The sequence below is a fragment of the Halorubrum sp. AS12 genome (genome assembly GCF_051122765.1).
Lineage (GTDB): Archaea > Halobacteriota > Halobacteria > Halobacteriales > Haloferacaceae > Halorubrum > Halorubrum trapanicum.
This window is the reverse complement of the sequence record NZ_CP185385.1, coordinates 367,179-392,867: the sequence shown is the minus strand read 5'-3', so window position 1 is coordinate 392,867 and position 25,689 is coordinate 367,179. Positions and strand designations below refer to the sequence as shown.

Below are 25,689 nucleotides of genomic sequence, written 5' to 3'. Positions count from 1 at the left end.
GTGACCCTTCCGCGACCGCGGGGGACGACCCGTGACGGACGACCGGGGGGCTGTCGACGCCGAGGCGGAAGAATCCGGACCGCTGGACGCGTTTCGTCGGTTCTTCGCGCTGGAGCGGGACGTGCTCGTCCTGTCGGTCGCGATGTTCGCGTTCAGTCTGGGGTTCCAGATGACGAACCGGTTCCTCCCGGAGTACATGGTCGCGCTCGGAGCGTCCGGGTTCGTCGTCGGACTCTTCGGCACGTTCGGCAACGTCATCTCGGCGATCTATCCGTATCCGGGCGGCGCCGTCTCGGACCGGATCGGGTCGCGGTACGCGCTCACCGTCTTCGGGCTGCTGTCGACCCTCGGCTTCCTCGTCTGGCTTGTCGCGCCCGGCGTCGGCGCAATCACCGTCGCGGGCGTCGCGGTCGAACCGTGGGTCTGGATATTCGTCGGGCTGGTCCTCGCACAGGCGTGGAAGTCGTTCGGACTGGGCGCGACGTTCGCGGTGGTCAAGCAGGCGACCGACCCCTCGCGGCTGGCCGCGGGGTTCGCCAGCACGGAGACGTTCCGGCGGACGGCGTTCCTCGTCGGGCCGGTGCTGGCGGCCGTCCTCATCGGGCTGCGCTCGGAGTTCGCCGTGAGCTTCCGGTTCGTCCTCGCGGTCGCGGTCGTCTTCGGTGTCCTCGGGACGCTCGTCCAGCACGCGCTCTACGACGCGAGCGACGACTCCTTCGGCGACTCGTTCGCGGGACTCGATGGGATTCGGCGAGACCTCCGCGAGATGCCGGAACCCCTCCGCCCGCTGCTCGTCGGCGACACGCTCGTGCGGTTCGCGAACGGGATGGTGTACGTGTTCTTCGTGCTGGTGGTCACGCAGTTCTTCGAGGTCGGGCTGGACGCGACCGTCGCGCTCGCCGGCTTCTCGTACGACGTGAGCCTCTCGCCGCAGGCGTTCTTCGGCTACCTCCTCGGCGTCGAGATGCTCGTCGCCTTGCTGATCATGGTCCCCGCCTCGAAGCTCGCGGAGCGGGTCGGACTCAAGCCGGTCGTCGCGGTCGGTTTCGCCGTCTACGCCCTCTTCCCCGTCGTGTTGATCTACGCGCCGGCGCTCGCGGGGTCGGCGCTGCCGCTCTCGGCGGTGATGGTCGCCGTCTTCGCGTTCTCCGGCCTCCGCTTCGCGGGGCTGCCGTCGCACAAGGCGCTGATCGTCGGCCCGGCGGAGCGGGGTACCGGCGGCCGCGTCACCGGGACGTACTACCTGCTCCGGAACACAATCGTGATCCCGAGCGCGGCCGTCGGCGGGTACCTGTGGGACTTCGTCAGCCCCGAGGTCGCGTTCACCGTCGCGGCCGTCATCGGCGTCGTCGGCACCGGCTACTTCCTCGCGTTCGGCGAGGAGTTCGAGGCGTACGCCTAACCCGGTTTCAAACCTCAGTCCGCCGCCTCGCGATCGCCGCCCTCGGTGGCTTGCTGCCGATCCGGGAGCGCCCCGTCGTACCCCTCGGGGACGTACGGACAGAGCGGGTCGCTGCCGGTCGGGTCGCCCGTGGCCGCGTACGCTCGCGACCGGCTCCCGCCGCAGACGTGGCGGAACTCGCAGGCGCCGCACTTCCCCGAGAACCCGTCCGGATCGCGGAGCGACTCGAAGAGGTCGGAGTTTCTGTAGACGTCGACGACCGACCGCTCGCGGACGTCGCCGGCCGACTCGGGGAGGAAGCCGGACGGGTACACCTCGCCGGTGTGGCTGACGAACGCGAAGCCGCGCCCGGCCGTGACCCCGCCGCGTCGCTGGGCGGCCCCGTCGGTCTCGCCAGCCTCTGCCCGCTGGATGCCCACCCGCCGGTAGAACGGCGCCTCGGTGGTCTTGACGCCGAAGCGCTCCGCCTCGGACACCTCGTGGAGCCACGCCATCGCGTCCTCGGCGCGCTCGGGCGAGACGGGGTCGAGGACGCGCCCGCGACCGACCGGGACGAGGAAGAAGACGCTCCAGAGGACGGCGCCGAGGTCGCGGACGCGGTCGCGGATCGCGGGGAGGTCGTCCGCCGTGTCCGCGCAGACGGTGGTGTTGATCTGGAGGGGGATCCCGGCGTCGCGGGCGGCGTGTGCGGCCTCGACCGTGTCCTCGAAGCTCTCCTCGCCGCGGAACGCGTCGTGGCGCTCGCGGGTCGACCCGTCGAGGCTGAGCGCCATTCGCGCGATCCCGGCGTCACCGAGGTCGCGGACGCGCTCGGGGGTGAGCGACCGGGTCCCGCTCGGCGTGATCGTCATCCGGAGGCCCAGGTCGTCGCCATGTGTAACCAGCTCCGTGAGGTCGTCGCGCGCGAGCGGGTCGCCCCCGGAGAGGACGACCAGCTGCCCGTCGCCGAACTCGGCGGCGTCCGCTAGCAGTCGCTTCCCCTCCGCGGTCGTCAGCTCGTCGGGATGCCGCTGCGGTTGCGCGTCGGCTCGGCAGTGCCGACACGCGAGTCCGCAGGCCTGCGTGACCTCCCAGACGAGGACCAGCGGCCGCCGGTCGGTGTCGAGGTCGTCGAACATCGCTTACTGTCGGCTACGATCCCGACCCGTTTGGGGTCGTTCCCGAACGTGTTCCCCAGCGGTAGCAGTGAGCGATAGCGGGAGTGAATGTTGTAGTTCGGTGGCAGTGATGCGATATTTAAATGGTACTGAGCGGTTGCGACGATCATTTATAAACCGATGCGGTGGCGCGCCCCGGTGAGCGGCCCGCAGGGCCGCGAACCGCTGGTGCGAGGTCGCCGGCGCTACGCGCCGGCTGCCAGAGGGACCGAAGGTCCCTCGCTGGAGTCAGTCGCCGGAGCGAAGCGGAGGCGACTGACGAGGCTGGGGAGGCGTGAGGTGCGGTCGCTGTGCGGTCGGGTGGGACTCAAAGGGGCAGTCGTGAGGCCGCAGTCAATAATTTATAAGCGAGCAGGTGGGGCTTTGGCGGTGTTCGCCGCAACAACGTCGTCCGTTTATAAGCAAACCACGACGATACTGCTCGGCTATTTATAAGCAACTGCGTGCCCAACATGATTCGCCCGCTCCCGCAACCGATCGGGGCTCACTCTCGGACACCCGACCGCCCTGAAACCGTCGGTCGCAGTCCCTCAGGTCGCGGTCGCGTCGCCCGCGGCCGCGTCGCCCTCGCCGGCTCGCTCGTCCGAAACGTCCTTTTCCCCGTCAGCCGGCCAGATCGCGGTGACGACCGCGTCGGTCGCGTCGGTCTCGACCGCGGCGTACGCGAACCCGCGGTCGTCGAGTCGCGGGAAGAGGAACTGCGGCGTGCGGTCGTTGTACTGGACCAACACGTCGTCGTCGCCGAGCGTCTCCACGCGTTCGAGCGTCTCGCGAAGGGGTTTCGGCGGCCCCAGTTCGCGGACATCGAGGGAGACGGTCTCCCCGCCCGTCGGCGCGTCCGTCCGCTCGGTCACCGCCCGCTCGACCGCCGCCGGATCGCCGGGTTCGGAGCTCATGTTTCAACAGACGAACCCGACCCACGGGTCGTTTGTGACGAACATGTTCCGGCCGTCGCGGAGCCGAAGGTACTTCCACGCCGGGCGCCGAACTACGGGCATGGCACAGGCACGCCTCCGCGTGGACATCCCGGACGGGCCGTGGGTCGGCGATGTCTCGCGAGAGTACCCGGACGCGCGGTTTCAGGTACTGACCGCGACGCCGGACGACGGCGCCGGGTTCGCGCTGGTCCGGATCACCGCGGACGACACCGACCCGATCCTCGACGCGGTCGAGGACCACGACACGATCACCCACTCGTCGGTGATGGCCGAGGACGACGGGATGGTCACCGTTCAGGTCGAGGCGCTCGTCCCGCTGTTACAGATGGTCGCGCGCAAGGCGGGCGTCCCTATCGAGATGCCGGTCGAGATCCGCGACGGCGTCGCCCGCGTCGACGTGACGGGCGACCACGAGCGCGTCGCGGAGTTCGGCGACGCCCTCCGCGACATCGGCGCCGACTTCGAGGTCGAGTACGTCCAACAGCGCGTGAACCCCGGCGGGTCGCTCACGGAGCGCCAGCGCGAGGTCCTCTTCGAGGCGGTGGACCGCGGCTACTACGACGTGCCCCGGGAGACCACGCTCACCGAGGTGGCCGACCACGTCGGCATCGCGAAATCGACGTGTAGCGAGGTGCTCCAGCGCGTCGAGCGCACCATCGTTCGCGAGTTCGTTGACGACCTCCCGCGGCGCCCGATCGACTTCGAGTCGCCGGACGACGACGGTATCGAGCGGATTCAGTAACGCGACCCGCGGCGAATCGGTAACGCGGTCGGAAAACGGCCGAAAACAACCGCCTGACGATCGGTCGATACTTCTCAGAGTCGACGGCGACGGACCAGCCGCGCCGCGAGCGCGACCGGAATCACGCACCACGCGACGAGCGACGCCGCGAGCGCGACCGTCGACAGTCCGCTCCCGGCGAGGACGGCGGTGAACCCGCCGCCCGCGGTGGTGCCGAGTCCGCTCAAGGCGAGCACGCGGAACGCGCTCACCGGGTTCGACAGCACCAGCGCCGACAGCGCCGCGTCCGGCAGTTCGGCGGCCGCGACGATCCCGAGCGCGAGCAGGTCGTGGCCCAGCACGAACCAGACCCACACGAGCAGCGCCGCGCCGAGCGCGTGGGTCTTCTCGCGGGCGACGGTCGACAGCAGGGTCGCGACCGCGAGGAACGCGGCCCCGACGGCGACGGTCCCCCCGAGGAACCCGAGGAACCCGGGCAGCGCGCCGACCCCGAACTCGCGGACTATCAGGGCGCCGCTGAAGGCGAACCCGAGAACCGTCGCGCCCGCCAGTACCGCCAGCCGCCCGAGGTACGTCCCGGTGACGACCTCGCTCCGGCGGACCGGCAGCGAGAACACGACCGCGAGCCACCCCTCGTCCTCGCGGCCGACGATCGCGTCGTACCCCAAGGCGAGCGCCGCCAGCGGGACGAGGTAGGCGGCGAGGCTCGTCAGCGACGCGACGACGCGCTCCGCGCCCGCCGGCCCGACCGCGGAGCCGCTGAACGTCATGAGTACGGCGCCGAAGACGGCGAACAGCCCGGTGAGCGCGAGCGCCCACCGACTCCGGACCGCGAGTCGATACTCCGTGACCGCGACGACGAAGACGTGCCGGAGCGCACCGCGGGCACCCTCGCTCGTCTCGGTCTCGGCCGCTTCGGCCGTCGCCGTCGCTCCCGACTCACCGGTGTCGACGTCCGTCCCGCCGTCGAGCGCGCCGACCGTCGCCGTCGCGTCCGGGTGGCCGCCGTCGGGACGGGTTTCGCCCTCCGGCTCCTCGACCGGTCGATCGGTCGGGTCGCTCATGGCGCCACCTCCTCGGAGTCCGCCTGTGCGTCGTGTGTCGCGTCGCCTCCGATCGCCTCGCGGAACGCCGCCCGGAGGCCGTCGCGGTCGCGGCCGGACGCGGTCTCGGGTCCGGGGTCGCCATCGACGCTGTTCCCCGTCTCCGCGTCTGCGGCGAGTTCGTCGACCGACCCCGCCGCGCGCACTCGGCCGTCGTGGAGGACGGCGGCGCGGTCGCAGAGCCGCTCGACCTCCCCCAGCACGTGCGAGCAGAACACCACCGTCGCGTCGGTCTCCGCCGTTATCTCCCCGACGATGGCGTGGAACTCGTCGACGCCGCGGGGGTCCAGCCCCGCTGTCGGCTCGTCGAGGATGAGCACGTCGGGGTCGGGTAAGAGTACGGTCGCCAGCCCGAGCCGCCGCTGCATGCCGTTCGAGTAGCCCGAGACACGGCGGTCGGCCTCCTCTTGGGTCAGCCCGACCCGCTCGATCGCCTCGGCGGTCCGCCCGTCCTTCGGGAGTCCGCGGATCGCTCTGTGAACCCCCAGAACCTCTCGCCCGGAGAGTCCGTCGGGGAATCCGACGTGTTCGGGGAGGTAGCCGACGCGCTCGCGGACCCGCCGCCCGGCCTCGGTCACGTCGGTGCCGCCGACGCTGACCGTCCCGGCGTCCGGCCGGTCGTGGCCGACGAGCAGCCGGAACAGCGTGGACTTCCCGGCCCCGTTGGTGCCGATGATCCCGAACGTCGAACCGCTCGGGACCGAAAGCGAGAGCCCGTCGAGGGCGGTCACGTCCCCGTACGTCTTCCGCACGTCTGTCGCGTCGATTCTCATGGTGTGTCCTCCGTGTCCGCGGTTCGGTTCGCGGCGCGGGTCTCGCCGTCGCCGCCGTCGACGCCGCCCGCCGCGTCGCTCGTCCCGTCGCCCGCCGGCTCGTACGCCCGCCAGTCGTGGTTCGGCTCGACGAGCGGCCGGCGGTCGACCACCCCGGGCGTCTCGACCACCGGGAAGGAGCTCTCGGCCAGCCGCACCGCCTCGAACGCCGGGCTGTTCGCGAACGCCGCGGCCTGCGGGTAGTCGTCGACGAGGTTCTCGACGATCCCGATCGGTCGGTGGCGGATCTCGCTCACGCCGTCGCCGTCGCGGTCGGCGACCCGGGCGCCCGACCAGTAGTTGCCGCGGTCGGTGCCGTTCCACGCGACGAGCGAGTTCCGCGCCGTGCGGACCGCGCGCTCGTTGCGGACGAAGCTGTTGCCCGCGACGACCTCGCTCCCGCTCTCGGCGGCGCTGTGGATACCGACCCCGTTGCGGTAGATCAGGTTGTCGACGAGCCGGTTCCCCTGCGCGTTGTAGAGGTAGAGCCCGTTCCGGTTCGCGACGAGGTGGTTGCCGGCGACAGTCGAGTCCTCGATGTCCTTGGCCATGATCCCGTGTCCGCTGCTGTCGTCGTTGCGCAGGGCGGTGTTGTTCCGGACGGTCAGTCCCTCGCTCACCATCAGCGCGTAGCCGACGCCGTTGTCGGCCGCGACGTTGTCGACGAGGCGGTTGTCGTCCGAGTACATGTAGTGGACCCCGTACCGCGTGTGGCGGATCGTGTTGTTCTCGGCGAGCACGTCCGTCGCCCACGAGAAGTATATCCCGTCGCGGGTGTTCGTGATCTCGCTGTCGCGGACGACGGTCCCGTCCGTCTCGTACAGGTGGATCCCGTTGCCGCGGTCGGTCACCGGGTAGACGTCCTCGCGGCCGTCGATCCGCACGTCCTCGATGGCGGCCTCGTCGGCGCCGTCGACCCAGATCCCGTACGCCGTGTCGGTGATCCGGACCGACTCGATCCGGGCGCGGTCGCCCGCGACGAAGACGCCGGCGTCCTCGGTGCCGAGGTCGCTGCCGGAGCCGCGGACCCAGACGCCGGAGACGGTGACGTTCTCGCCGCTCACGGTGAGCACGCGCCCCTCGCCGCCGCCGTCGATCACGGCGCCCTCTTCGCTCGCGACGATCCGCAGGTCGTCGACGCTCGCGTTCACGCGCTCGTTGAACCGGCCGTCGAGGACGACCGTCTCGCCCGGCTCGGCGGCGTCGACCGCCGCCCCCGCAGACGCGAACGACTCGCCGTTGACCGTCGCGGTCCCGTCACGGTCGGGCGCGGTCACGCCCGTCGCGGCGAAGTCGGTCGCGACGTCGAGTCCGGGAGCGCCCGAGGCGTTCGGGGCGGCGGCTGCGTCGCTCGCGTCCGCAGCGCCGCCCGCACCGCCGCCGCCCGCGCCGGCGACCGGGAGCGCGACCGCGACCGCGGCCGCGACGCCGACCACCGCGACGACGGCGGCCGCCGCGAGGAATCCGGCTTCCAAGCGGTCATCCGACATGGTCACCACCGCCAACGTCGCGGTCTCGGTCGGTCTCTCGGGTCGACTCGGCGTCGTCGCGGTCGCGCTCCCTGTCTGCGCTCTCATCTCCCGTGACGCGTTCGCGGATCGCGCCGGGGAGCGCAACGGCCAGCGCCGGGAGGTCGCTCACGGTCGCCTCGATGTCGCGGGCGAGGTACGCGGTCGCGAGCAGCAGGACCGCGAGGACGGTCATGTACCCGCCCGGGCCGAACCACGCGAAGCCGCTGATGTTGGCCACCTCGTAAGAGCCCAGAAGCGGCGGCGTGAACGACTCGATGCCGCGCAGCGGCGCGTCCGGGTCCAGCGAGTGGCCGGCTTGGTAGAGCCGGTACTGGATGAACGCGAACATCCCGACGAAGACGGTGATCGTCCCGACGAGCTGGGCGGTGAGTCCGGCCTTCAGCTTGCGGACCGTCGGCGCGAGCGCGACGAACGCGCCCGTCAGGGCGAGACCGACGAACACGACCGGTCCGAGCAGCCACTCGGGGACGTCTATCGCCGCCTCGTTGACGGGGTAGTTCGGGTCGATGAACACCGGGTCGGGGTAGTAAAAGCCCGCGTACTTGTTGAGCCCCTGTACCTCGGCGAAGTCGCCGCCCAGACGCGGGTAGGCGTACAGCTCGATGAGCAGCTCCTGACCGGGGTACTGCGGCGCCGTGAGCGTGATCTGCCACACCGGGACCAGCAGCGCGCCGACGAGCAGCGCCGCCGCTGCCAGCGGGAGCGCGCGTCGGATCTCGGTCAGCCGCGCGAGCGACGAGTTCATGGCGTTACTCCTCCGGTTTGACGATGAGCCGCGAGCGCATCTCCAAGTGCAGCGCGCTGCAGAAGTGCGCGCAGTAGACCCAGTAGACGCCCGGCTCGTCCGCGGTGAACGTCGCCTTCCGCGTCTCCTGGGGAGCGACCCGCATGTGGACGTCGTGGTCGGGGATCGCCACCGAGTGGAGCATGTCGCTCGTGGTCTCGATGTTCGTCACCTGCATCTCGATCTCGTCGCCCTCCTGGACGACCATCTCCTGGAACCCGTAGTGGTTCCGCGTCGAGTACATCTCGATCTCGACGCGGTCGTCGCCGACCCGCTCCATCGTCTCCTCGCCCTCGGCCGTGTGGCTGAGTTCGAGGTCCTCGGGGTCGTAGACCGACTTCGGATCGATCTTCGATTTGTGACAGATCGACGCGTCGTGCGGCTCTGCCTGCGCCGGCGAGTCCTTCACCAGCTCCATCCCGTTCTCGTCGTCGCCGATGTAGATCAGCTGGTCGTTCTCCGGGTGCTGCGGGCCGACCGGGAGGAACCGGTCCTTCGAGAGCTTGTTCAGCGAGACCAGCCAGTCGCCGGCCGGGTCCTCGGTGTACGACTCCGAGGCGATGAGGTGACCGGGGTTGTAGTGGACGTCGATCTTCTCGATCACCGGGCTCTCCGAGCGCGCCTCGGCCTCGACGGCCTCCTCGATGTCCCACTTGACGACCTGCGAGTCGATGAACAGCGTCGTGTACGCGTGGCCGCGCCCGTCGTAGGCCGTGTGGAGCGGGCCGAGCCCGAGCTTCGGCTGGCCGACGATGGCGTCGGCGGGGTCGTCGACCTCGTCAATCATGTCGATGTCGATGATCGACGCGGTCGGGTCGAGCTTCCCGCTGATGATGGCGTAGTTGTTGTCCGGCGTGACGCTGACCCCGTGCGGACTCTTCGGCGTGGGGATGTAGGTGACGATGGGTTCGTCGCCCTGATTGAGCGGGCTGTCCTTCCGCCCGTCGACGACCGGAACCCCGTTCAGCATCTCGTAGTTCCCGGCCTCGACGGCGGCCTCGATCCGGGGGATGTCGAAGGCCTTCACGTCGTCGCGGTCGGCGCGAGTCATCCCCGACTCGGTCGCCGCCTCCTCGGTGTTGTACGCGCTCGTGAAGAAGTACCGGCCCTCCTTGCTCCCGTCCCCGTTGTCCATATTGCCGTCGATGAGGACCTCCCACTCGACGTTCATGTTCTCGGGGTTGATCGCGGCGAGCACGGAGCCGTACGAGTCCGGGTCTTCGAGGTCGCCGGTCCCGTCGTTGGGGACGGGAGTTCGGAACTCGCCGACGCCGAAGATGAGGTCGGTGTCGGGCAGCTGCGCACAGGCGCCGTGGGTCCCCTGCTGGTTGGGGATGTTGACGATGGCGTCCGTCTCGAAGTACGTCAGATCGATCCGAGCCATCCGGCCGTTCGCCTTGTCGTTGACGTACGCGAACCGGCCGTCGTAGTCGCCGTCGGTCTGGCTGATCCGCGGGTGGTGGGTGTCGCCCCACGTGTAGCCGCCGGCGTCTTCGAGCATCTGCTTGCTCTCGTCGTCGAAGCCGTAGCCGCGCGAGGCGTCCGGGTTGAACACCGGGATCCGGATGAGTTCGCGCATCGACGGCAGTCCGTACACGCGGACGTCGCCGGCCTGCCCGCCGGAGAGGATCGCGTAGTACTCGTCGTGTTCGCCCGGCGGCACGGAGTTGTCGACTCCGCTCGCCGAGGCCGTCCCGTCGACGCCGTCGTCCTCGCTCAGCAGGCTGGTACAGCCCGCCAGCCCGCCGAGCGCGCCGGTCGCAGCGCCGGCCTTCATGAAGTCGCGGCGACGGACGCCCGGAAGCATCGAGTCGAACCCGTCGGCCGAGCCGGTCGTCTGGTCGCTCGATTCTTCCGCGTCCGTGGACCGCTGTGTGTCGTTCGACATGGGTGAATCCGCGAGCGGCGATTCCCTCGCGACAGGCGGACGTTGCGGACTCCGGTATATAGCTCGCCAAGCGGCTTGCTGTACGGTAGGAAGCGCGCGAACACGTTCGGCGATCCGCGTCTGCGTTTCGATGTCGTGAGAACGCGGTTCGGGTTCTCCCGGTTCGCTACCTGCGAAAAACGGCGAAAAAATCGTTCGCGTCGCGAGTCGGTGCGGGGTTCCGTCACGTCCGCGACGGCCGTGCGGTTCGGTCGCCGGACGTCGTCACTGAACGACGACGGCGCCCTTCATCCCGACCGAACGGTGGGGCGTACAGACGTACTCGTACGTGCCCGTCTCTTCGAAGGTGTACTCGAAGGTGAACCCCTCTTCGAGGGAGGACTCGCTCTCGAAGTCGCCCGACTCGGCGGCGACGTTGTGGCTGCCTCCCTCGCCGGTCCACTCCCAGACGACGGTCGTGCCGGTGCTCACCGCCACCGCGGCCGGACCGAACGCGAGGCCGCTCCCCGCGCCGACCGAGACGGTGACCTCGTCCTGACCGGTGGCGTCGACGGTCTGCTCGTAGTTGTTGGCGCCGTCGAACCAGCCCCCGTAGTCCGGCTCCTCGCTGAGGTACTGGGTGTCGCCGCCACCGGACCCTCCGGAGCCGCCGTCGCCGCCGTCTCCGCTGTCGCCGCCGTCGGAGCTGTCACCGCCGTCGGACCCGTCGGAGCCGTCGCCGCCGTCGCCGCCGTCGCCGCCGTCGCCGCCGCCGGAACAGCCGGCGAGCAGGAGCGTCGCGCTCGCGGCGGTCGTCGCCTGTACGAATCGCCGTCGATCGAGTGTGGTGTCGTCGGTCATGTGTTCGGTCGTCGGTTGGTCGCGTGTGGTTGTAACGCCCTGCGCGTCGCTTCGTCCGGCGAGAATCCGACGAACATGTTCGGCGCCAGCTGCCGCCGGAGGTCGCGCCGGATCCGCGAGCTGCCGGTCGCCTACTCGTCACCCCGCGGGGCCAACACGATCAGCGCGGTGGCGTCCTCGCGCGCGGTGGGCTGGACGCTCCGCTCGCCGTCGAACCGGAGCAGCTCGCCCGCCTCGACGCGGTGGCCCTCGCCGTCGAGGGCGACGTCGAAGGCGCCCTCCAGCGCGTGGAACAGCACGTCCCTGTCGGGGTGGTCGTGTTCCGCGACGCCCTCCCCCGCCGGCAGCGAGAGCCGGACGGTCTTCGGCTCGCTGCCGGGGAGCACCTGTGCGGCCGGCTCGCCGTCGATATCGTCGATCCGTACCGTCTCCGGCTCGCTCGTCGACGCCGCCTTCGGTAGCTCGGCGACGAACCGCTCGGGCCCCTCGCGCTCGACCGCGTACGCCTCGTCGTCGAACGCGGGGACCTCCGCCGACAGCTCGTAGTAGAGCGGCTTCGGGTCGTGGTCGTTGACTATCGTGAGCGACTCGCCCGGCTCCAGGTCGTCGAACGCGTCGTGGATCCGGTCGTGTCGCTCGTTCGGGGGAATTTCCCTGACGTCGAGTTCCGGCATCACGTCTCACCGTCCACGCCGCAGCCGCATGTCGGGCGGCGCGAACACGTTCGGGATCGGCGCGATCGAACGAGATCGCAGAGGGGATCCGCTCGTCAGCCGTCGGCGAGGAGTCCCGCGATCCGATCGCCGATCCGCTCCATCGTCGCGTCCGAGAGGCCGTGGCCGTCGCCCGGGTCGATCCGACACTCGACCGCGGCGCCGGCGCGCTCGAAGACGCGCGCTGTCGCCCGAACGCGGCCCGCGGGGACGTACGGGTCGTCCTCGGTGCTGTCGAGCGCGACCGGCGTCTCAGCGAGGGGGCCTCCCCCGTCGCTCCCCGGCCCCACGCCTCCGCCTCCCGACCCCTCGCCTCCCGACCCCTCGACCTCGCGCGAGTCGAGGTCCTCTCCCGGCAGCGCGGCCGAGACGACGAACGCGCCGCCGAATCGGCGGGGGCGACGCCGGAGGAACTCGGCGACGACCGCGCCGCCCTGCGAGATGCCGACGAGGACGACGCGCTCGGGCGGGACGCCGGCGTCGCGCGCGACGCCGACCGCGCTATCGACGCAGTCGACCGCCGAGGTCAGCGATGGCTCGTTGGCCGACAGCGGCGCCTCGTGCGGGGCCGGAAACCACGTCGACCGGACCGCGCCGGGCGCGAGCAGGGTCGCACCGGAGCGGTAGAACTCGTCGGCGAGCCGGATCAGCCCCTCCGCCGTGCCGCCGCGGCCGTGGACCAACACGACCGCGACCTCGGCGGCCGCGACTGGGGCGCCGCCGGTGACGAGCGTCGCGTCCGCGTGCGGCCCGGAGACGCCGGGGATCCGGCGGCTCATCGCGACGAATCCGCGCCTGTGTTCCCTTTCTCCGGTCCCGACATCTCGAACGCCGGCAGCTGCGACTCGATCAGCTCGCGGTCGTCCTCGAACCGCGGCGGGAGGTAGAGATCCGTCGCGTGCCCCGTCGCGTCCGGGTCGGCGAGTCCCGGGCCGGGCGGCCCGTCGGCGGTCGGCGCCTCGGTCGCGAGTTCGACGAGGAGGCCGCCGGGACCGCGGACGTACAGCGAGTGGAAGAAGTGCCGGTCCTTCACGCGCGAGACGTCGTAGCCGCGGTCGCGGAACAGCTCGTGCCACTCCAGCAGCGCCTCGCGGTCCGCGACGCGCACCGCGGCGTGGTGGAGCGTCCCCGGCCCCTCCCGGAGGTACGCGGCGTCGCGGTCGAGCAGGTCGACGACCGTCGCGCGGTCGCCGGGCGCGCGGTACCGCACCCGGTCGCCGGACTCGGCGTCGTACTCGAAGCCCAGCGTCTCCAGCACGCTCGCGGTCCCGTACGGGTCCGCGGGGAGCGCGGTCACTCCGCGGAGTCCGCGGATCGCGTGTTCGGCCGGGACGGGACCCTCGGTCCACGGGTCCGACCCGCTGCGCTCAGTCCTGACCAGTTCGACCCGCGTCCCGGAGGGGTCCGCGAGCGTCAGCCCGCGGTCGCCGAAGCGCGCGTCGGGGTCGAGCGGTCCCGCCTCCACGCCGCGGTCGGCGAGGCGGTCGCGCCAGTAGCCGAGCGAGTCCGGCGGCACCGCGAAGGCGACGGTCTCGTAGCCGGGTTTCCCGGTTCGACCGGGGTCTGCGTTCGGGTCCGGAAAGACGGTGAACACGGAGCCGGGCGAGCCGGTCGCGTCGCCGAAGTAGAGGTGGTACCGGAGGATGTCCTCGTAGTTCACCGTGCGGCGGAGCAGGCGGAGTCCGAGCGTCTCGCCGTAGAAGGCGGTGTGCGCCTCGGGGTCGCCGACGATCCCCGTGACGTGGTGGAGTCCGGGGGTGTCAGAGAGCATGGAAGCAGATCCGCGCCCCGCGGGAAAGTCGGTGTCGGTGGGGGCGATCACCGACCCCCGAGATCAGGCCCTCACGAGAGCCATAGCAGCCGCAGGTTGCTCGCGGTGAGGTACGTCCCCGTCGCCGTGAGCAGCACCGGCGGGAAGTAGTACAGCAGGCCGTCGCCCTCGCGGGCGCCCTCGACGCTGATCCAGAGCATGATCAGGTAGACGACGATCTTCAGCGCGACCAGCCCGGAGAGACCGAACGACTCCAGCGCGAACCGCACGACCGGGTTCGCCTCCGCTATCGTTGGAACGTACCGGAGGAACGCGATAGTGGAGACGATGTCGCCGACGCCGTACGTCGCGGTCGCCGCGATCCACAGCCAGTAAAACTCGTTGGGGCGGCGGCGGTAGGCGGGACGGCGACGGGACCGGTCGTGGGATCGAACCACGATCAGAGCTGTCGGCCGAACGACGTGAATCTGCCGGTCCGCGGCGGCGCGACCCGACCGGCGCGGCGGCTCAAACCCCGGCCGCCATCCAGCCGACTTAAGAGGGATCGCGCCGTCTCGCCGGCCGTGACGGAGCCGCCGACCCGCGACGAGAAGCTGGAGCTGGGCGTCGAGCTGCTGGCCCACCTCGAACGCGAGGAGCTGGACCTCGCCGCGGCGGTCGACCGGATCGAGACGATCACGACCAGCCCGGCGCTTACCCGCGACATCCTCGACGCCGCCGAGAAGCGCGGGGTCATCGACCGCGACGGTGCCCGCCTCCAGATCCTCCGGGGCGGCACGTACGTCGAGTACGACAGTCAGGTCGTCGCCCGCGAGGGCGACTTCGAGTGCCGGCGGTGCGGCGCCTCCGTCTCCACCGGCCATTTCGTCCGGTTGGACGCCGGCGAACTCGGACCGTTCGGCTCCTCGTGTATCCGGAAGGTGACGGGGAGAGAGTCCGAGTCGGAGTGACGTTCGGTCGAACCCGCCGGAGTATTTACGCCGGAGACCGAAGCGGCGGTAATGACCGCGCCGAACCGGAACGTCCTGTGGGCGAACGCGCTCGTCGACGAGCTCGTCGCCGCGGGCGTCGACGCCGTCGTCGCCTCGCCCGGCAGCCGCTCGACGCCGCTGACCGTCGCCGCCGCGGGCCACGACGAGCTCCGCGTGTTCTCGCAGCTCGACGAGCGCTCCGCCGCGTACTTCGCGCTCGGACGCGCCCGAAGGACCGGCCGCGTGACGCCGCTGATTCTGTACCTCCGGCACCGCCGCCGCCAACTACCACCCGGCCGTGATGGAGGCGAGCGAGGCCCGGGTTCCCCTCCTCGCGCTCACCGCCGACCGGCCGCCCGAACTGCGCGACTCCGGCGCGAACCAGACCGCGGACCAGGAGAAGCTGTACGGCGACGCCGTCCGATTTTACAAGGACCTCCCGGAGCCGGCCGCGAACGACCGGGCGCTCCGGTCGCTGCGCACCACCGTCGCCCGCGCCGTCGCGGCCGCCGAGGGTGCCGATCAGGGACCGGTCCACCTCAACGTCCCGTTCAAGAAGCCGCTGGAGCCGACGCCGGTCCCGGACGACGTGCCCGAGGACCTGCCGGAGGCGGCCGAGCACGGGCGCGACGGTCCCTACGTCGACGTGACGTCGGGCGCGCCCGAGCCGGGCGACGACGAGCTGCGCGCGCTCGCGACCGAACTGAGCGGGGCGGACCGCGGGCTGATCGTCGCCGGGCCGGCCGATCCGCCGGGTATCGATCCGGAGTCGGTCACGGCGCTCGCGCACGCGACCGGGTTCCCCGTGCTGGCCGACCCGCTCTCCGGGCTCCGGTACGGCGGGCACACGCGCGTCGCCTCCGTGATAGGGAGCTACGACGCGTACCTCTCGGCCGACCTCGCGGGCGGTGAGAGCGACGCGGGCGACGCGGGCGACGCGGGCAACGTCGCGGGCGCGGACGGGTCGCACGGGTGGGCCGACCCCGACGTGGTTCTCCGGATCGGCGCCTCCCCGACCTCGAAGCGGCTCCGGAAGTACCTCGCCGGAACGGGCGCCGACCAGTATCAGGTCGACCCCGCCGGGCGCTGGCGGGAGGCGGAGTTCGCCGCGACCGACCTCGTCGTCGCCGAGCCGAGCCGGCTCTGCGCCCGCCTCTCGCGGCTCGTCGCGGGCGGGAACGGGGACCCCGACTGGCGCGCCCAGTGGGAGGAAGCGGACCGGACCGCCGAGGCGGTTCACGCCCGCGAGGCGGACGCGGCGGGCGAGGCTGACTCGGACGCGACGGCCGACGAGACCGCGGACGACGAGTCGACCGCCGGCGACGGCGGGACCGAGGCGGGATTCCACGAGGGCGCCGCGCTGCGCGCGGTCGCGGGGGCGCTCCCGGACCCGGCGACGCTGTTCGTCTCGAACTCGATGCCCGTCCGCGACCTCGACCGGTTCGTCGGGCCGACGACCGCGAACGTCACCGCCCTCGGCAACCGGGGCGTCTCCGGCATCGACGGTATCGTCTCCAGCGCGCTCGGCGCGGGCGCCGGGACGACCGACGACCTCACGCTCGTCGTCGGCGACCTCGGCTTATACCACGACTCGAACGGCCTGCTCGCGATCGGCCGCTGCGACGTCGACGTCACCGTCGTCGCGATCAACAACGACGGCGGCGGCATCTTCCACAAGCTCCCGATAGCAGCGTTCGAACCGCCGTTCACCGAGTCGTTCGTGACGCCGCACGGGCTGGATTTCGAGCCGCTCTCGGAGCTTCACGGGCTGGAATACGCGCGGATCGACGCGCGCCCCGACGCGCTCGCCGACCGCGGCGAGAGTCCGGCGGAACGCGCGGCGGCGGTCGCGGACGAACTCTCCGCTGCCGTCTCGGAGGCTCACGAGGCGGCTGGGTCACACCTAATCGAGGTCGAGACCGACGCCGAGGCGAGCCACCGCACGCGCGAGCGACTGGCGGGCGCGGTCGAGCGCGCGGTCCACGGCGACACGGCGGACTCGGCGTGATCAGGGCGGGGTCGGCGTTGTCAGGGCGGGGTCGGCTCCGGTCCCTCGCGGCGGCTGGCGCCGAGCGTGACCCCCGCGTAGGCGACGACCGCGAACTGGATCCCGATGCCGAGGCTCGCGCCGAGCGCGAAGACGGCGGTGATGACCGGGCTGCGGTCCGGACCGAGGTACGAGAGGACCGCGGCCGACCCGACGAGGAACGAGACGGCCGCGCTCGCGCCCGTCGCCAGCGCCGTCGACGTCGCGGAGACGTCCGCGTCCCGCACCCCCGACGCGAGCGCGACGCCGAACAACAGGCCGTATATCAGGACGAACGCGGCGAACTGAGCGCTCATGAGGTACACCGAGAGCGTCTCGGTCGAGGGGAGCGAGACGGGCGACTGGAGGATGATCGGCGAGAGCCGTCTGATTCCGCTGACCGCGAACGCGACGACCGCGGCGACGACCGGCGGGAGGGCTGCCGTGCGCATGTCCGAGACCCGAATCCGGATTCACTTATAAAATACGATCCGGACGGTGGCTTCACTCCACGTCGACGACCGTCTCCGCGCGCACGTCGCGGTCGGTCGCCGTCACCTCGCCGACGATCCGGTACGTTCCCGGGGGCGGGTTCCGCCATTTCCCCTCGTAACCGACCGACTCGCCGGAGGCGACTGTCTCGCTGCCGAGCGCCTGCGTGAACATCTGTCCCGCGCCGTCCCGCCAGACGGGATCCGTTCGATCCGCGTCCGGGCCGTCCGCGTCCGGGCCGTCCGCGTCCTCGCCCGCCGGGTACGCGGTGAACTCCGCGCGCTGGCCGGTCCGGAAATCGAGCGTGACGGGTTCCGGACCCGGGTTTTCGATCCGCAGCGAGAGCACAACCCCGTCGTCGGTCTCGGTCGCCGCGAGCGTCGCGTCGAGCATGGCCGCGTCTGCGACGCCCGCGAATAAAACTCCTCGGCGGTCGGGGTCCCGTCTCGCTTGCGACTCCACGAGCGCGACGGCCGACGACGCCTATAAGCCTCGCCTCCCCCTACCGCTCGGCGTGCAGGTCGTCGGCTACGAGACGGACGTCGCGAGCGACTCGCCGGACGCGGACGGCGACTCGGAACGGGATCCGATCCCCGAAGCGGACGGGCCGGTCGGCGGCGGACTCTACGTCGCGAGCGGCGGGAGCGTCGACTACGTGGACGCGAGTCCGGGTACCGAACTCGCCTTCGGACTCGGCGAGCGCCGCTGCGCGGGGACCGTCCACGACGGCGACCACATCGCCTGCGACGCCGGAGACGCGCCCTACTGCGACGACCACTCGCACGTCTGGGTGTGCGCCCGGTGTACCGGGACGTGCCTGAAAGACGAGATGGACTGTCATGAGACGCACGCGATGTACCTCGCCGCGTTCGCGCCCGACGTGTTGAAGGTCGGCGTCACCCGCGAGTGGCGCCTCGGGACCCGCCTTCGCGAGCAGGGCGCGGACCGCGCGGCCCACGTTCGAACCTTCCCGAACGGCCGGATCGCCCGCGAGGTGGAGGCGGAACTGGCCGCCGGCGACGACCTCGTCGACCGCGTTCGCGTCCCGACGAAGCTCGACGGGTTCGGGCGCGCCGTCGACGAGGCGGCATGGGAAACGCTCCTCGACCGGTTCGACCCGATCACGCGGTTCGACTTCGACTACGGTCTCGAACTCGACGACCGCCCCGTCGCCGAGACGATGGCCGCGGGGACGGTCCGCGGCTGGAAGGGGCGGGTGCTCGTGCTCGACCGCGGCGGGTCGACGTACGCGGTCGACGCGCGCGACCTGGTCGGCTACGAGCTGACCGACGCGGTGCCCGAGCGGGAGCTACAGTCGAGCCTCGGGGCGTTCGGCGGGTGACGGGGGGCGTTCTGGAGGTCCTCTTCGGCGACCCGTTCGCCGTCATGAACACGGTCGGACTGGTCGCGTTCGCGCTGGTCGGCGCGAGCAAGGCGGTCCGCGAGGAGTTCGACCTCTTCGGCGTCGCGGTCGTCGGGCTGGCGATGGCGTTCGCCGGCGGCGTCACCCGCGACCTCCTCGTCGCGCGCGTCCCGCTGGCGCTGCGCTCGCCGGTCGAGATCCTCCTCGGACTCGTCGGCGTCGCGCTCGCCGTCGGGCTGAGCGCGTGGCTCGCTTCTCCCGACGAACACCCGGTGACGCTCGTCGCCGACGCCGTCGGTCTCGCCGCGTTCGCCACGACCGGGGCGATCGTCGCGACGGACGTCGGGGTGTCCGCGTTCGGCGTCGTCGCCGTCGCGACTATCAACGCCGTCGGCGGCGGCGCGCTCGCCGACATCTTACTCGACCGCGCTCCCTTCATCCTCTTCGAGGACTTCTACGCGAGCTGCGCCGTGTTTGGCGGGATCGCGTACTGGCTCGTCGGCACGCTCGGCGCGCCCTCGGGCCTCGCGGCCGCGGCGTGCGCGGCGGTGACGGTCGGCCTCCGGCTCGTCGCCGTCGCTCGCGGGTGGCGACTCCCGACCGCGAAGGGGTTCGGCGACCGCTTCGGTGGCTGATCTCCTCAGCGACCGAAGCCCTCGACGGCGACGACCCGGCGGACGCCGAGGTACGCGGCCGCGGCGATGACTGCGTACGCGACCACGAGGACGCCCGTCGTCGCGTCCGCGCTGTCGATGGCGAGTCTCGCCACCGCGTTCGCGGGACCGCCCGCCATCGCCGTCGCCCCGCCGAATAGGACGAGAACCGCGACCGAGTAGAGCAGCTGCGCCGCGCGCCTGTCGGGCGCGACCGCCGAGATGCCGACCGCGACGGCGACGACCAGCGTCGTCAGCGCGGTCATCAGCGCTAAGATTGGTCCGACGTTCGCGACGGCGGTGCCGTTCGCCTCCAACAGGAGAAGCCACAGCAGGGCCTGTCCGGGGGCGATCCCGATCGCGGCGGCCGCCTTCCCGTCGACGATTTCGGCGAGCGTGACGGGCGCGACGCGGAGCAGTTCCATCGTGCCTTGGTCTAACTCCTCGGTGATCGAGTCGACGACGAGCGACCCCGAGATGAACACCGGGAGGAAGACGAGGACCGGGATCAACACGGTGTAGGTGAACGAGAAGTACGGGCTGGTCTCGCCCCGGTCGGGGAGCGGCAGCGGCGACTCCTCGAGGTACGAGGCCCGTTGCTCGCGCTCGTTCAGCTCGTAGGTCCGCAACAGGTCGCGCAGCTGCACCACGATCACCGTCGTCTCCACGGTGGCGTCCGGGGCGGTGACGGCGGTCGACACCCGCCCCGACTCCGTGTGGGTCGCGACCACCACCGCGTCGGCCGCGTTCCGCTCGAAGGCGCTTCTGGCTGCGCTCGCGTCCGCGTACTGCGTGACGGAGGCGCCGGGGACCTCGCTCGCGGCGCGCTCCAGGTCGTCGACCGCGTCGCCCGCGGCCGCGACCTCGATCTCCGCCCCGTCGAGCGCGCCCGGGTCGTACATCGAGACGAGTCCGACGACGAGGAACGACGAGAACATCGCGATGAAAAGCTGGATCCCGATCGCCAGCAGGATCGTCTTCTCGGCGCGCAGCCCCGCCAGCTCCCGCCCGGCGATCGTCAGGCGGCTATCCAAGGCTCACCACCCCGACGTTGTACGCAGCGTGCCCCAGCGTCGCCAGGGTCAGCGCCACGGCGTACGCGGTCCGCCCGCGGCTCGCCCCGACGCTGGCGACGCTCGTCGTGACGACGTGGAGGACCAGGGGCGCGAAGAACAGCGCTGCCAGCGCGAGCGGCGGCAGCCCGGAGAGCCCGGTCACGTCGCCGAAGGCGGCGCGACCGAGGAACAGGTCGGTGAGTCCGACCGCCTGGACGACCGCGGTGACCTTCTCCGCGAGGAAGAACCCGGTCCCCGAGGCGAGTCCGACCGCGAGCGCGACGCGAAGCGTCCCGTCGCCGTCTCCGACGCCGTCACCATCTCCGATGCTGTCACCGTCTCCGACGCCGTCGGTCCGCCCGAAGACGCCGCGCTCGAACCCGGCGTAGAGTCCGACGCTCTTCGCGACCTCCTCGATGAACGCGATGGTCACGAGCAACACCGGGATCGACACCGTGACCGGCAGCGCGAACAGCACCGCGACGGCCAGCAGCTCCGCGACGAACACGAAGGGGATCGTACAGGCGGTGAGGAGCGCGACCGAGCCGAGCGCGCGGAGCCGGTCGCGGTCGAGGACCCCGCCCCCGACCGCCCCGGCGCCGGCGGGCATCGCGGAGAGCCGCACCGCGAGCGCGTCGAGGAACTTCCGCGTCACGGGCTTTTGCGAGAACATGTCCTCCTCGCGGTAGACGCCCAGCCCGAGACCGAACAGCAGCGCCGCCCCGACCGCCATCGGCGCGGTCGAGAAGAGCACCTCGCCGGCCGAGACGGCCTCGTCCTGGAGGTCGAAGACGACGAGCGTCAGCGGCGAGACGAGCGCCACGGGCGTCACGTTCGTGAAGATGGCCGGTACGAACGCGTAGGTGGTCAACAGGACGCTCACGCCAACCGTGACGAAGGTGAGCTCCTTGAACGAGCGCGCGAACATCGCGCCGACAAAGGTGGCCCCGAGGAACGCCGCCGCGATCGGCGCCACGGCGACCACCGAGAGCGCTCCGCCGCCGACCGCGAGCGCGATGAGGGACGTGACGACCGCGGCGGCCGCGGCGTACGGCAGCGTCTTGCCGGCGACGATCTCGGCCGGCGACAGCGGCGTGACGAGCAGCGGCTCCCCCCGGCGGTTCGTCCGCTCGTCGAGGATAGACGAGCCGTACGCCTGGATCAGGAAGTTCATCGGAACGAGGAAGGCGAACGCCAACAGCAGCGAGGTGAACGGGAAGGGGGGCGTGATCGAACCCGGCGAGCCGACCGTGTCGGCCCCGAAGGCGCCGCCGCCGATCGACGGCACCGCGAAGCCGCCGTCGTCGCTCGATTCCGCGTCCGCGTTGCCGGAGTCGGTGTCGCCGACACTGCCGGGACCGTCGGTCGCGTCACCGTCTCCGTCCTCCGAGTCGCCCGTCGTTCCGTCGTCGCTCCCGCCGCCGGTCCCGTCCTCCGAGTCGCCCGTCGTTCCGTCGTCGCTCCCGCCGCCGGTCCCGTCCTCCGAGTCGCCCGTCGTTCCGTCGTCGCTCCCGCCGCCGGTCCCGTCCTCCGAGTCGCCCGTCGTTCCGCCGTCGCTCCCGCCGCCGGTCCCGTCCTCCGAGTCGCCCGTCGTTCCGCCGTCGCTCCCGCCGCCGCCGAGCGTCGCGCCGTCGTCGAACCCGGTCGTCCGGCCGACGTACCGGAGCGTGACGGTGACGGGGAAGGCAGCGGTTTGATTCGGTTCGGCGCGCATCAGCCGCTCGTTGTGCGACTCGACCGCCTCGCGGACCGACGCTGCCGCCGCCTCGCCCTTCTGCGTGTCGGTCGCGCGGACGACGACCTCCTCGACGTCCGCGCCGTCGATCGTCCCGTCGTCGTCGGAGCCGGGGCGGATCACCGTTACCACGACCGCGTCCGCGGAGTCGCCGAGCGACGCCGTTTCGGGCGAAACAGGCCGAAGCGACGCCTCCTCGTCGATCGCGTCCGCGTACGGCGACCCGGGATCGACGCCGACTCGGTAGACGTCGCGGTCGACGTCGAGACCGGCGACGCCGGTCGCCACGCCGACGCCGACGACGCCGCCGGCGACGAGGAGGAGCGCGATTCCGGCGGCGAGAGTTCGACGGTCGACGCCGCCGGACGCGCGGGCCGACTCCCACCTGGCGACCCGGAGAACGCGGCGGACGCCGACCGCGAGCCGTCGGAGAACGCGGCGGACGCCGGCCGCGCACCGCCGGGCGACACGGCGGATCCGATCGGTCACTCGGTCGCCTCCGTCGTCGACGCGGCCTTCGTCCCTCCGCTCTCTCCGGCGTCCTCGTCGTTCGCGGATTTCCCGGAATCGCCGCCGAGGTCGCCGGTGTACCGGCCGGGCATCGGCCGGCCGACGATGTCGAGGAACACGTCCTCGAGGCTCGGCTCGCGGCTCCGGATGTCGACGACCTCGCCGCCGGCGTCGGCGACGGCCTCGCGGACGGCCGCGACCGCGTCCATGCTCGGGACCGCCGTTCGGAAGCGGTCGCCGACCTCCTCGGTGGTCGCGTCGAGGTCGGCGAGCGCCGGCGTCGCGGTCGGCTCGGCGTCCGTGAACACGCGGTAGGTCGTCTCGCCGTGTCGCTCGCGGATCCCGTCGACGCTCCCGCGGGCGACGATCCGTCCCTCGTTCATCACCACGACGCGGTCGCAGACCGACTCGACGTGGTAGAGGTTGTGCGCCGAGAAGACGACGGTCTTGCCCGTCTCGCGGAGCTCGCGGGTGAACGCCAGCACGGAGTTCGTCGTCACCGGGTCGAGTCCGGAGGCCGGCTCGTCGTACACCAGCACGTCCGGGTCGTTGACGAGCGAGCGCGCGATGGCGACCTTGCGTTTCATCCCCTTCGAGACATCCCCGAGGCGGCGCTCGCGGTGGTCCAGTTCGAGTCGGTCGAGCGCGGCGTCGATCCGGTCGTCGGCGACCTCCCGGGGCACGTCGTAGAGGTCGGCGAAGAAGCGGAGGTACGACAGCGCGGTCATCTCCTCGTACAGCGGCGACTCCTCAGGTAGGAACCCGAGGTGGCGGCGCATCTCGGGGTCCGAGGCGTCGAATCCGGCGACGGTCACCTCGCCGGCGGTCGGCTCGACGAGTCCGGCGAGTATCTTGAGCGTCGTCGTCTTCCCGGCCCCGTTCGGGCCGACGATCCCGAACACCTCGCCGTCGTCGACTGAAAAGTCGCTGTCGACCACGGCCGCGAAGTCGCCGTAGGTCTTCCGCAGGCCCGACACCTCGATCATGCGTGCGGCTCCGCCGGCGGCCGGGTTAAACCCACGCCCGTGGTTATCGGTGGCGAGAACGATGCTCGTCGCCGCCGAGTCGCCCCATCGGGTTTCACCGCCGGTAGCCTTACGGCGGGGCTTCGAGAACACGCTCGGTATGAGCGATCGACGGGGAGTTAGCGGCGGGCGCGACGACGCGCCGGACGACGCCGGCGGGGCCGCCGCGTCCGATCACCCGGGCGAGCGGGCCGAGGACGCCGGGTCCGAGGATCGGAGCGACCGCGTCGCGGACGCCGCGTCCGAGGGTCCGGACGGCGACGCCGCGATCGATCCGGCGGTCGCGGCGACGACCCGCGAGGAGCTTCACACCACGTTCGACTACCAGGTCGAGCGGCTCCGCGAGATCGACAACAAGGCGATCGAGATTCTGAAGGCGAACCTGCTCCTCATCGGGATCGTCGTCACCGGCGGGTCGATCGTGGTCCAGACGACGGTGGACCTGGCCGCCTTCCTCAACCCCTTCACCGTGGTCGGCGGCCTCCTCCTGCTCGCGTCGACCGGGCTGGCCGCGGTCACCTACACCGCCTCCGACCTCCGCGGGGGGCTCGACCTCAAGGCCGTCGATAGGGTGATCGCCGCGGAGCGCGGCGACGGATCGCGGGCCGCGACCGACCCCGAGTCCGGCGCGCCCGCTCGGCCCGAAGTGGACGCCGAGTTCGACGAGCGACTGCTCCGGAGCTACGCCGAGTGGATCGACTACAACGCCCGCGTCACCGCGGTCAACGACCTGCTCGCGACGGTGACGGTGTTGTTGATCTTCGTCGCCTTCGTCTACGTGACCGCCGGCGTCGTCGTGGGCGCGGCGGGACTCACGGCCGTCGAATCGTGGACCTCGTTCGCTGTTCTCACGGCCTTCTCGGCCGCGTTCACGTGGGTCTCCGCCCACATGGACCACCTCGGTCCCGAGACCACCCACCCGGCGGCGTCGTTCGCGGGGATCCCGCTCTCGAAGGGCGGAGACAGGCAGCAGGCGTGGTCGTCGCTGCGGGCGATGCTCGGTCGGGCCCCCACGGAGGCGGAGGAGCTCGGCATCGAGACGGTCGAGAGTCCGGTCGAACGGAGGGGGGACCGTGACGCCGAGGACCCGGATCGAGAGACGTCCGATCGGTAGCGAGCTTTGACCCAAACCGGTAGCGAGCTCGAACCCAAATTCGCCCTCGAACGCGACGAACCGGTCGGTACTCGAACCGCGAAGACGGAGAGAAAGCCGCGAAGTTCGGCGCGTTACTCCTCTTCTTCCTCTTCTTCGACCGGTCCCCGTCCTCGTTCCCAGACGGCGTCCGCGGAGGTGTCGTTCGGCGCTGTGTGCGAGACGTCTTTCATGGTGTCGCGATCGCTTGCCATATTGACTCCTGCTACCTCGGAACCCCGTATTAACCCTTCGTGAAAAGAGATAATGAGTCCTGATACCATATTAGGAATTAATACAGAGCGGTGCGCCCGCGACTCGATCGATGAACGAACCGCGAATTGTCGGAGACATAGGCGTCTAAAACCGAACGACCGTACGGAATCAATTGGAGACTCACGACGATGAAGCGCGCCGACTCCGGAACGTCGAACGTGCTCGGCAATTCCGGCCGCGCCGATCGGACCGCGGTGGTCAGGGAGGGAGCGACGCCCGTCGAGTCGGGCGGCTGCGGCGGACCGGGACGCGAGTCACTCGAACCACTCAGTTCTCGTACCCCTCCTCGAACGGGTCGATGACCTCGCTGCCGAGATCGTCCTCGTCGCGGGCGAACCCCGGTCCCTGCGTCGCGAGTTCGAAGACGAGTCCGTCGGGATCGGTGAAGTAGACGCTCTTGAAGTAGGTGCGGTCTTTCACCTCGGAGACGCGGACGTCGTTCTCGCGCAGGTGCTCCTGCCACTCGCGGAGGGTCGCCTCGTCTTCGACGCCGAACGCGAAGTGGTGGCTCGCGCCCGGGCCGGGGGTCCCCTGCGAGTCCGGGTACTCGAAGTAGGTGACGGTGGTCCCCGGCTCGCCCTCGGGCGTCGACGAGAAGTAGTAGTGCGGCGTCCCGGGGTCGTCGTAGTTCTGGGTCCGCTTGACCGTGTGCCAGCCGAGGACGTCCTCGTAGAACGCCGCGGTCTCCTCGATGTCCGTACAGATGTTCGTGACGTGGTGGAGTCCGGTCGTCGGCGGCGGGTTGCTCATGTGCTCGGCGTCGCCGCCG

At 71.1% G+C, this 25,689-nt stretch carries 24 protein-coding genes and 1 pseudogene; 7 read left to right on the top strand and 18 right to left on the bottom strand.

Annotated features, from left to right (window positions below):
• The first annotated feature begins 31 nt into the window (after positions 1–31).
• The gene (locus ACODNG_RS01965; protein WP_434522214.1) at positions 32–1,402 is read left to right on the top strand and encodes an MFS transporter; all 1,371 of its coding nucleotides are present in this window, start codon (positions 32–34) and stop codon (positions 1,400–1,402) included.
• A 14-nt stretch (positions 1,403–1,416) separates the two neighbouring features.
• On the opposite strand, the gene ACODNG_RS01960 is transcribed toward ACODNG_RS01965, so the two are convergent.
• Positions 1,417–2,520: a radical SAM protein gene (locus ACODNG_RS01960; RefSeq protein WP_434522213.1), complete on the bottom strand. Its 1,104-nt coding sequence runs from the start codon at positions 2,518–2,520 to the stop codon at positions 1,417–1,419.
• A 569-nt stretch (positions 2,521–3,089) separates the two neighbouring features.
• Positions 3,090–3,455 (bottom strand): DUF2249 domain-containing protein, encoded by a 366-nt coding sequence (locus tag ACODNG_RS01955; protein WP_434522212.1) that lies wholly within the window; start codon positions 3,453–3,455, stop codon positions 3,090–3,092.
• A 100-nt stretch (positions 3,456–3,555) separates the two neighbouring features.
• Here ACODNG_RS01955 and ACODNG_RS01950 point away from each other — a divergent pair, with 100 nt between their 5' ends.
• Positions 3,556–4,239 (top strand): helix-turn-helix domain-containing protein, encoded by a 684-nt coding sequence (locus ACODNG_RS01950; RefSeq protein ID WP_434522211.1) that lies wholly within the window; start codon positions 3,556–3,558, stop codon positions 4,237–4,239.
• A 74-nt stretch (positions 4,240–4,313) separates the two neighbouring features.
• On the opposite strand, the gene ACODNG_RS01945 is transcribed toward ACODNG_RS01950, so the two are convergent.
• The 10 genes from ACODNG_RS01945 to ACODNG_RS01900 all read right to left on the bottom strand — a co-directional run bounded on the left by ACODNG_RS01945 (position 4,314) and on the right by ACODNG_RS01900 (position 14,119).
• Entirely contained in the window at positions 4,314–5,303 is a 990-nt protein-coding gene (locus ACODNG_RS01945; protein ID WP_434522210.1) for an ABC transporter permease, read from the bottom strand.
• The gene (locus tag ACODNG_RS01940; RefSeq protein WP_434522209.1) at positions 5,300–6,115 is read right to left on the bottom strand and encodes an ABC transporter ATP-binding protein; all 816 of its coding nucleotides are present in this window, start codon (positions 6,113–6,115) and stop codon (positions 5,300–5,302) included. Before ACODNG_RS01940 ends, ACODNG_RS01945 begins: the two co-directional genes overlap by 4 nt.
• Entirely contained in the window at positions 6,112–7,644 is a 1,533-nt protein-coding gene (nosD, locus tag ACODNG_RS01935; RefSeq protein WP_434523043.1) for a nitrous oxide reductase family maturation protein NosD, read from the bottom strand. Before nosD ends, ACODNG_RS01940 begins: the two co-directional genes overlap by 4 nt.
• Positions 7,634–8,431 (bottom strand): hypothetical protein, encoded by a 798-nt coding sequence (locus tag ACODNG_RS01930; RefSeq protein WP_434522208.1) that lies wholly within the window; start codon positions 8,429–8,431, stop codon positions 7,634–7,636. Before ACODNG_RS01930 ends, nosD begins: the two co-directional genes overlap by 11 nt.
• A 4-nt stretch (positions 8,432–8,435) precedes the next feature.
• A complete protein-coding gene (gene nosZ, locus ACODNG_RS01925; RefSeq protein ID WP_434522207.1) occupies positions 8,436–10,358 on the bottom strand; it encodes a TAT-dependent nitrous-oxide reductase in 1,923 nt (640 codons plus the stop codon).
• Positions 10,359–10,622: 264 nt separating this feature from the next.
• On the bottom strand, positions 10,623–11,198 hold the full coding sequence (locus tag ACODNG_RS01920; protein ID WP_434522206.1) for a halocyanin domain-containing protein: 576 nt from the start codon (positions 11,196–11,198) through the stop codon (positions 10,623–10,625).
• 131 nt (positions 11,199–11,329) lie between these two features.
• Positions 11,330–11,872: a DUF2249 domain-containing protein gene (locus tag ACODNG_RS01915; protein ID WP_434522205.1), complete on the bottom strand. Its 543-nt coding sequence runs from the start codon at positions 11,870–11,872 to the stop codon at positions 11,330–11,332.
• A 95-nt stretch (positions 11,873–11,967) separates the two neighbouring features.
• Positions 11,968–12,690 carry an alpha/beta hydrolase gene (locus ACODNG_RS01910; protein WP_434522204.1) on the bottom strand — a complete coding sequence of 241 codons (723 nt, stop codon included), beginning with the start codon at positions 12,688–12,690 and terminating at the stop codon, positions 11,968–11,970.
• Positions 12,687–13,682: a VOC family protein gene (locus ACODNG_RS01905; protein ID WP_434522203.1), complete on the bottom strand. Its 996-nt coding sequence runs from the start codon at positions 13,680–13,682 to the stop codon at positions 12,687–12,689. The genes ACODNG_RS01910 and ACODNG_RS01905 overlap by 4 nt, the downstream gene beginning before the upstream one ends.
• Positions 13,683–13,753: 71 nt before the next feature.
• Entirely contained in the window at positions 13,754–14,119 is a 366-nt protein-coding gene (locus tag ACODNG_RS01900; RefSeq protein WP_434522202.1) for a hypothetical protein, read from the bottom strand.
• A gap of 126 nt (positions 14,120–14,245) precedes the next feature.
• On the opposite strand from ACODNG_RS01900, the gene ACODNG_RS01895 reads away from it, so the two are divergent.
• Both ACODNG_RS01895 and menD read left to right on the top strand, forming a co-directional pair.
• Positions 14,246–14,632 carry a DUF5830 family protein gene (locus ACODNG_RS01895; RefSeq protein WP_434522201.1) on the top strand — a complete coding sequence of 129 codons (387 nt, stop codon included), beginning with the start codon at positions 14,246–14,248 and terminating at the stop codon, positions 14,630–14,632.
• Between the two features lie 51 nt (positions 14,633–14,683).
• Positions 14,684–16,661, top strand: a pseudogene (menD, locus tag ACODNG_RS01890) (2-succinyl-5-enolpyruvyl-6-hydroxy-3-cyclohexene-1-carboxylic-acid synthase).
• Between the two features lie 20 nt (positions 16,662–16,681).
• Here the strand turns inward: menD and ACODNG_RS01885 are convergent.
• The gene (locus tag ACODNG_RS01885; protein ID WP_434522200.1) at positions 16,682–17,131 is read right to left on the bottom strand and encodes a hypothetical protein; all 450 of its coding nucleotides are present in this window, start codon (positions 17,129–17,131) and stop codon (positions 16,682–16,684) included.
• Between the two features lie 52 nt (positions 17,132–17,183).
• Complete coding sequence (locus ACODNG_RS01880) at positions 17,184–17,564, bottom strand: BsuPI-related putative proteinase inhibitor (RefSeq protein ID WP_434522199.1); 381 nt, start codon at positions 17,562–17,564, stop codon at positions 17,184–17,186.
• 121 nt (positions 17,565–17,685) lie between these two features.
• On the opposite strand from ACODNG_RS01880, the gene ACODNG_RS01875 reads away from it, so the two are divergent.
• Positions 17,686–18,513: a DUF2797 domain-containing protein gene (locus tag ACODNG_RS01875; RefSeq protein ID WP_434522198.1), complete on the top strand. Its 828-nt coding sequence runs from the start codon at positions 17,686–17,688 to the stop codon at positions 18,511–18,513.
• Positions 18,510–19,169: a trimeric intracellular cation channel family protein gene (locus ACODNG_RS01870; RefSeq protein WP_434522197.1), complete on the top strand. Its 660-nt coding sequence runs from the start codon at positions 18,510–18,512 to the stop codon at positions 19,167–19,169. Before ACODNG_RS01875 ends, ACODNG_RS01870 begins: the two co-directional genes overlap by 4 nt.
• Before the next feature lie 5 nt (positions 19,170–19,174).
• On the opposite strand, the gene ACODNG_RS01865 is transcribed toward ACODNG_RS01870, so the two are convergent.
• The 3 genes from ACODNG_RS01865 to ACODNG_RS01855 are packed head-to-tail and all read right to left on the bottom strand — an operon-like array spanning position 19,175 to position 23,473.
• Positions 19,175–20,221, bottom strand: a complete 1,047-nt coding sequence (locus ACODNG_RS01865; protein ID WP_434522196.1) for an ABC transporter permease — start codon at positions 20,219–20,221, stop codon at positions 19,175–19,177.
• The gene (locus tag ACODNG_RS01860) at positions 20,214–22,466 is read right to left on the bottom strand and encodes a PrsW family intramembrane metalloprotease (RefSeq protein WP_434522195.1); all 2,253 of its coding nucleotides are present in this window, start codon (positions 22,464–22,466) and stop codon (positions 20,214–20,216) included. Before ACODNG_RS01860 ends, ACODNG_RS01865 begins: the two co-directional genes overlap by 8 nt.
• A complete protein-coding gene (locus ACODNG_RS01855; protein ID WP_434522194.1) occupies positions 22,463–23,473 on the bottom strand; it encodes an ATP-binding cassette domain-containing protein in 1,011 nt (336 codons plus the stop codon). The genes ACODNG_RS01860 and ACODNG_RS01855 overlap by 4 nt, the downstream gene beginning before the upstream one ends.
• Before the next feature lie 139 nt (positions 23,474–23,612).
• Here ACODNG_RS01855 and ACODNG_RS01850 point away from each other — a divergent pair, with 139 nt between their 5' ends.
• Entirely contained in the window at positions 23,613–24,626 is a 1,014-nt protein-coding gene (locus tag ACODNG_RS01850; protein WP_434522193.1) for a hypothetical protein, read from the top strand.
• A gap of 561 nt (positions 24,627–25,187) precedes the next feature.
• On the opposite strand, the gene ACODNG_RS01845 is transcribed toward ACODNG_RS01850, so the two are convergent.
• Positions 25,188–25,670 (bottom strand): VOC family protein, encoded by a 483-nt coding sequence (locus tag ACODNG_RS01845; protein ID WP_434522192.1) that lies wholly within the window; start codon positions 25,668–25,670, stop codon positions 25,188–25,190.
• Positions 25,671–25,689 lie beyond the last annotated feature (19 nt).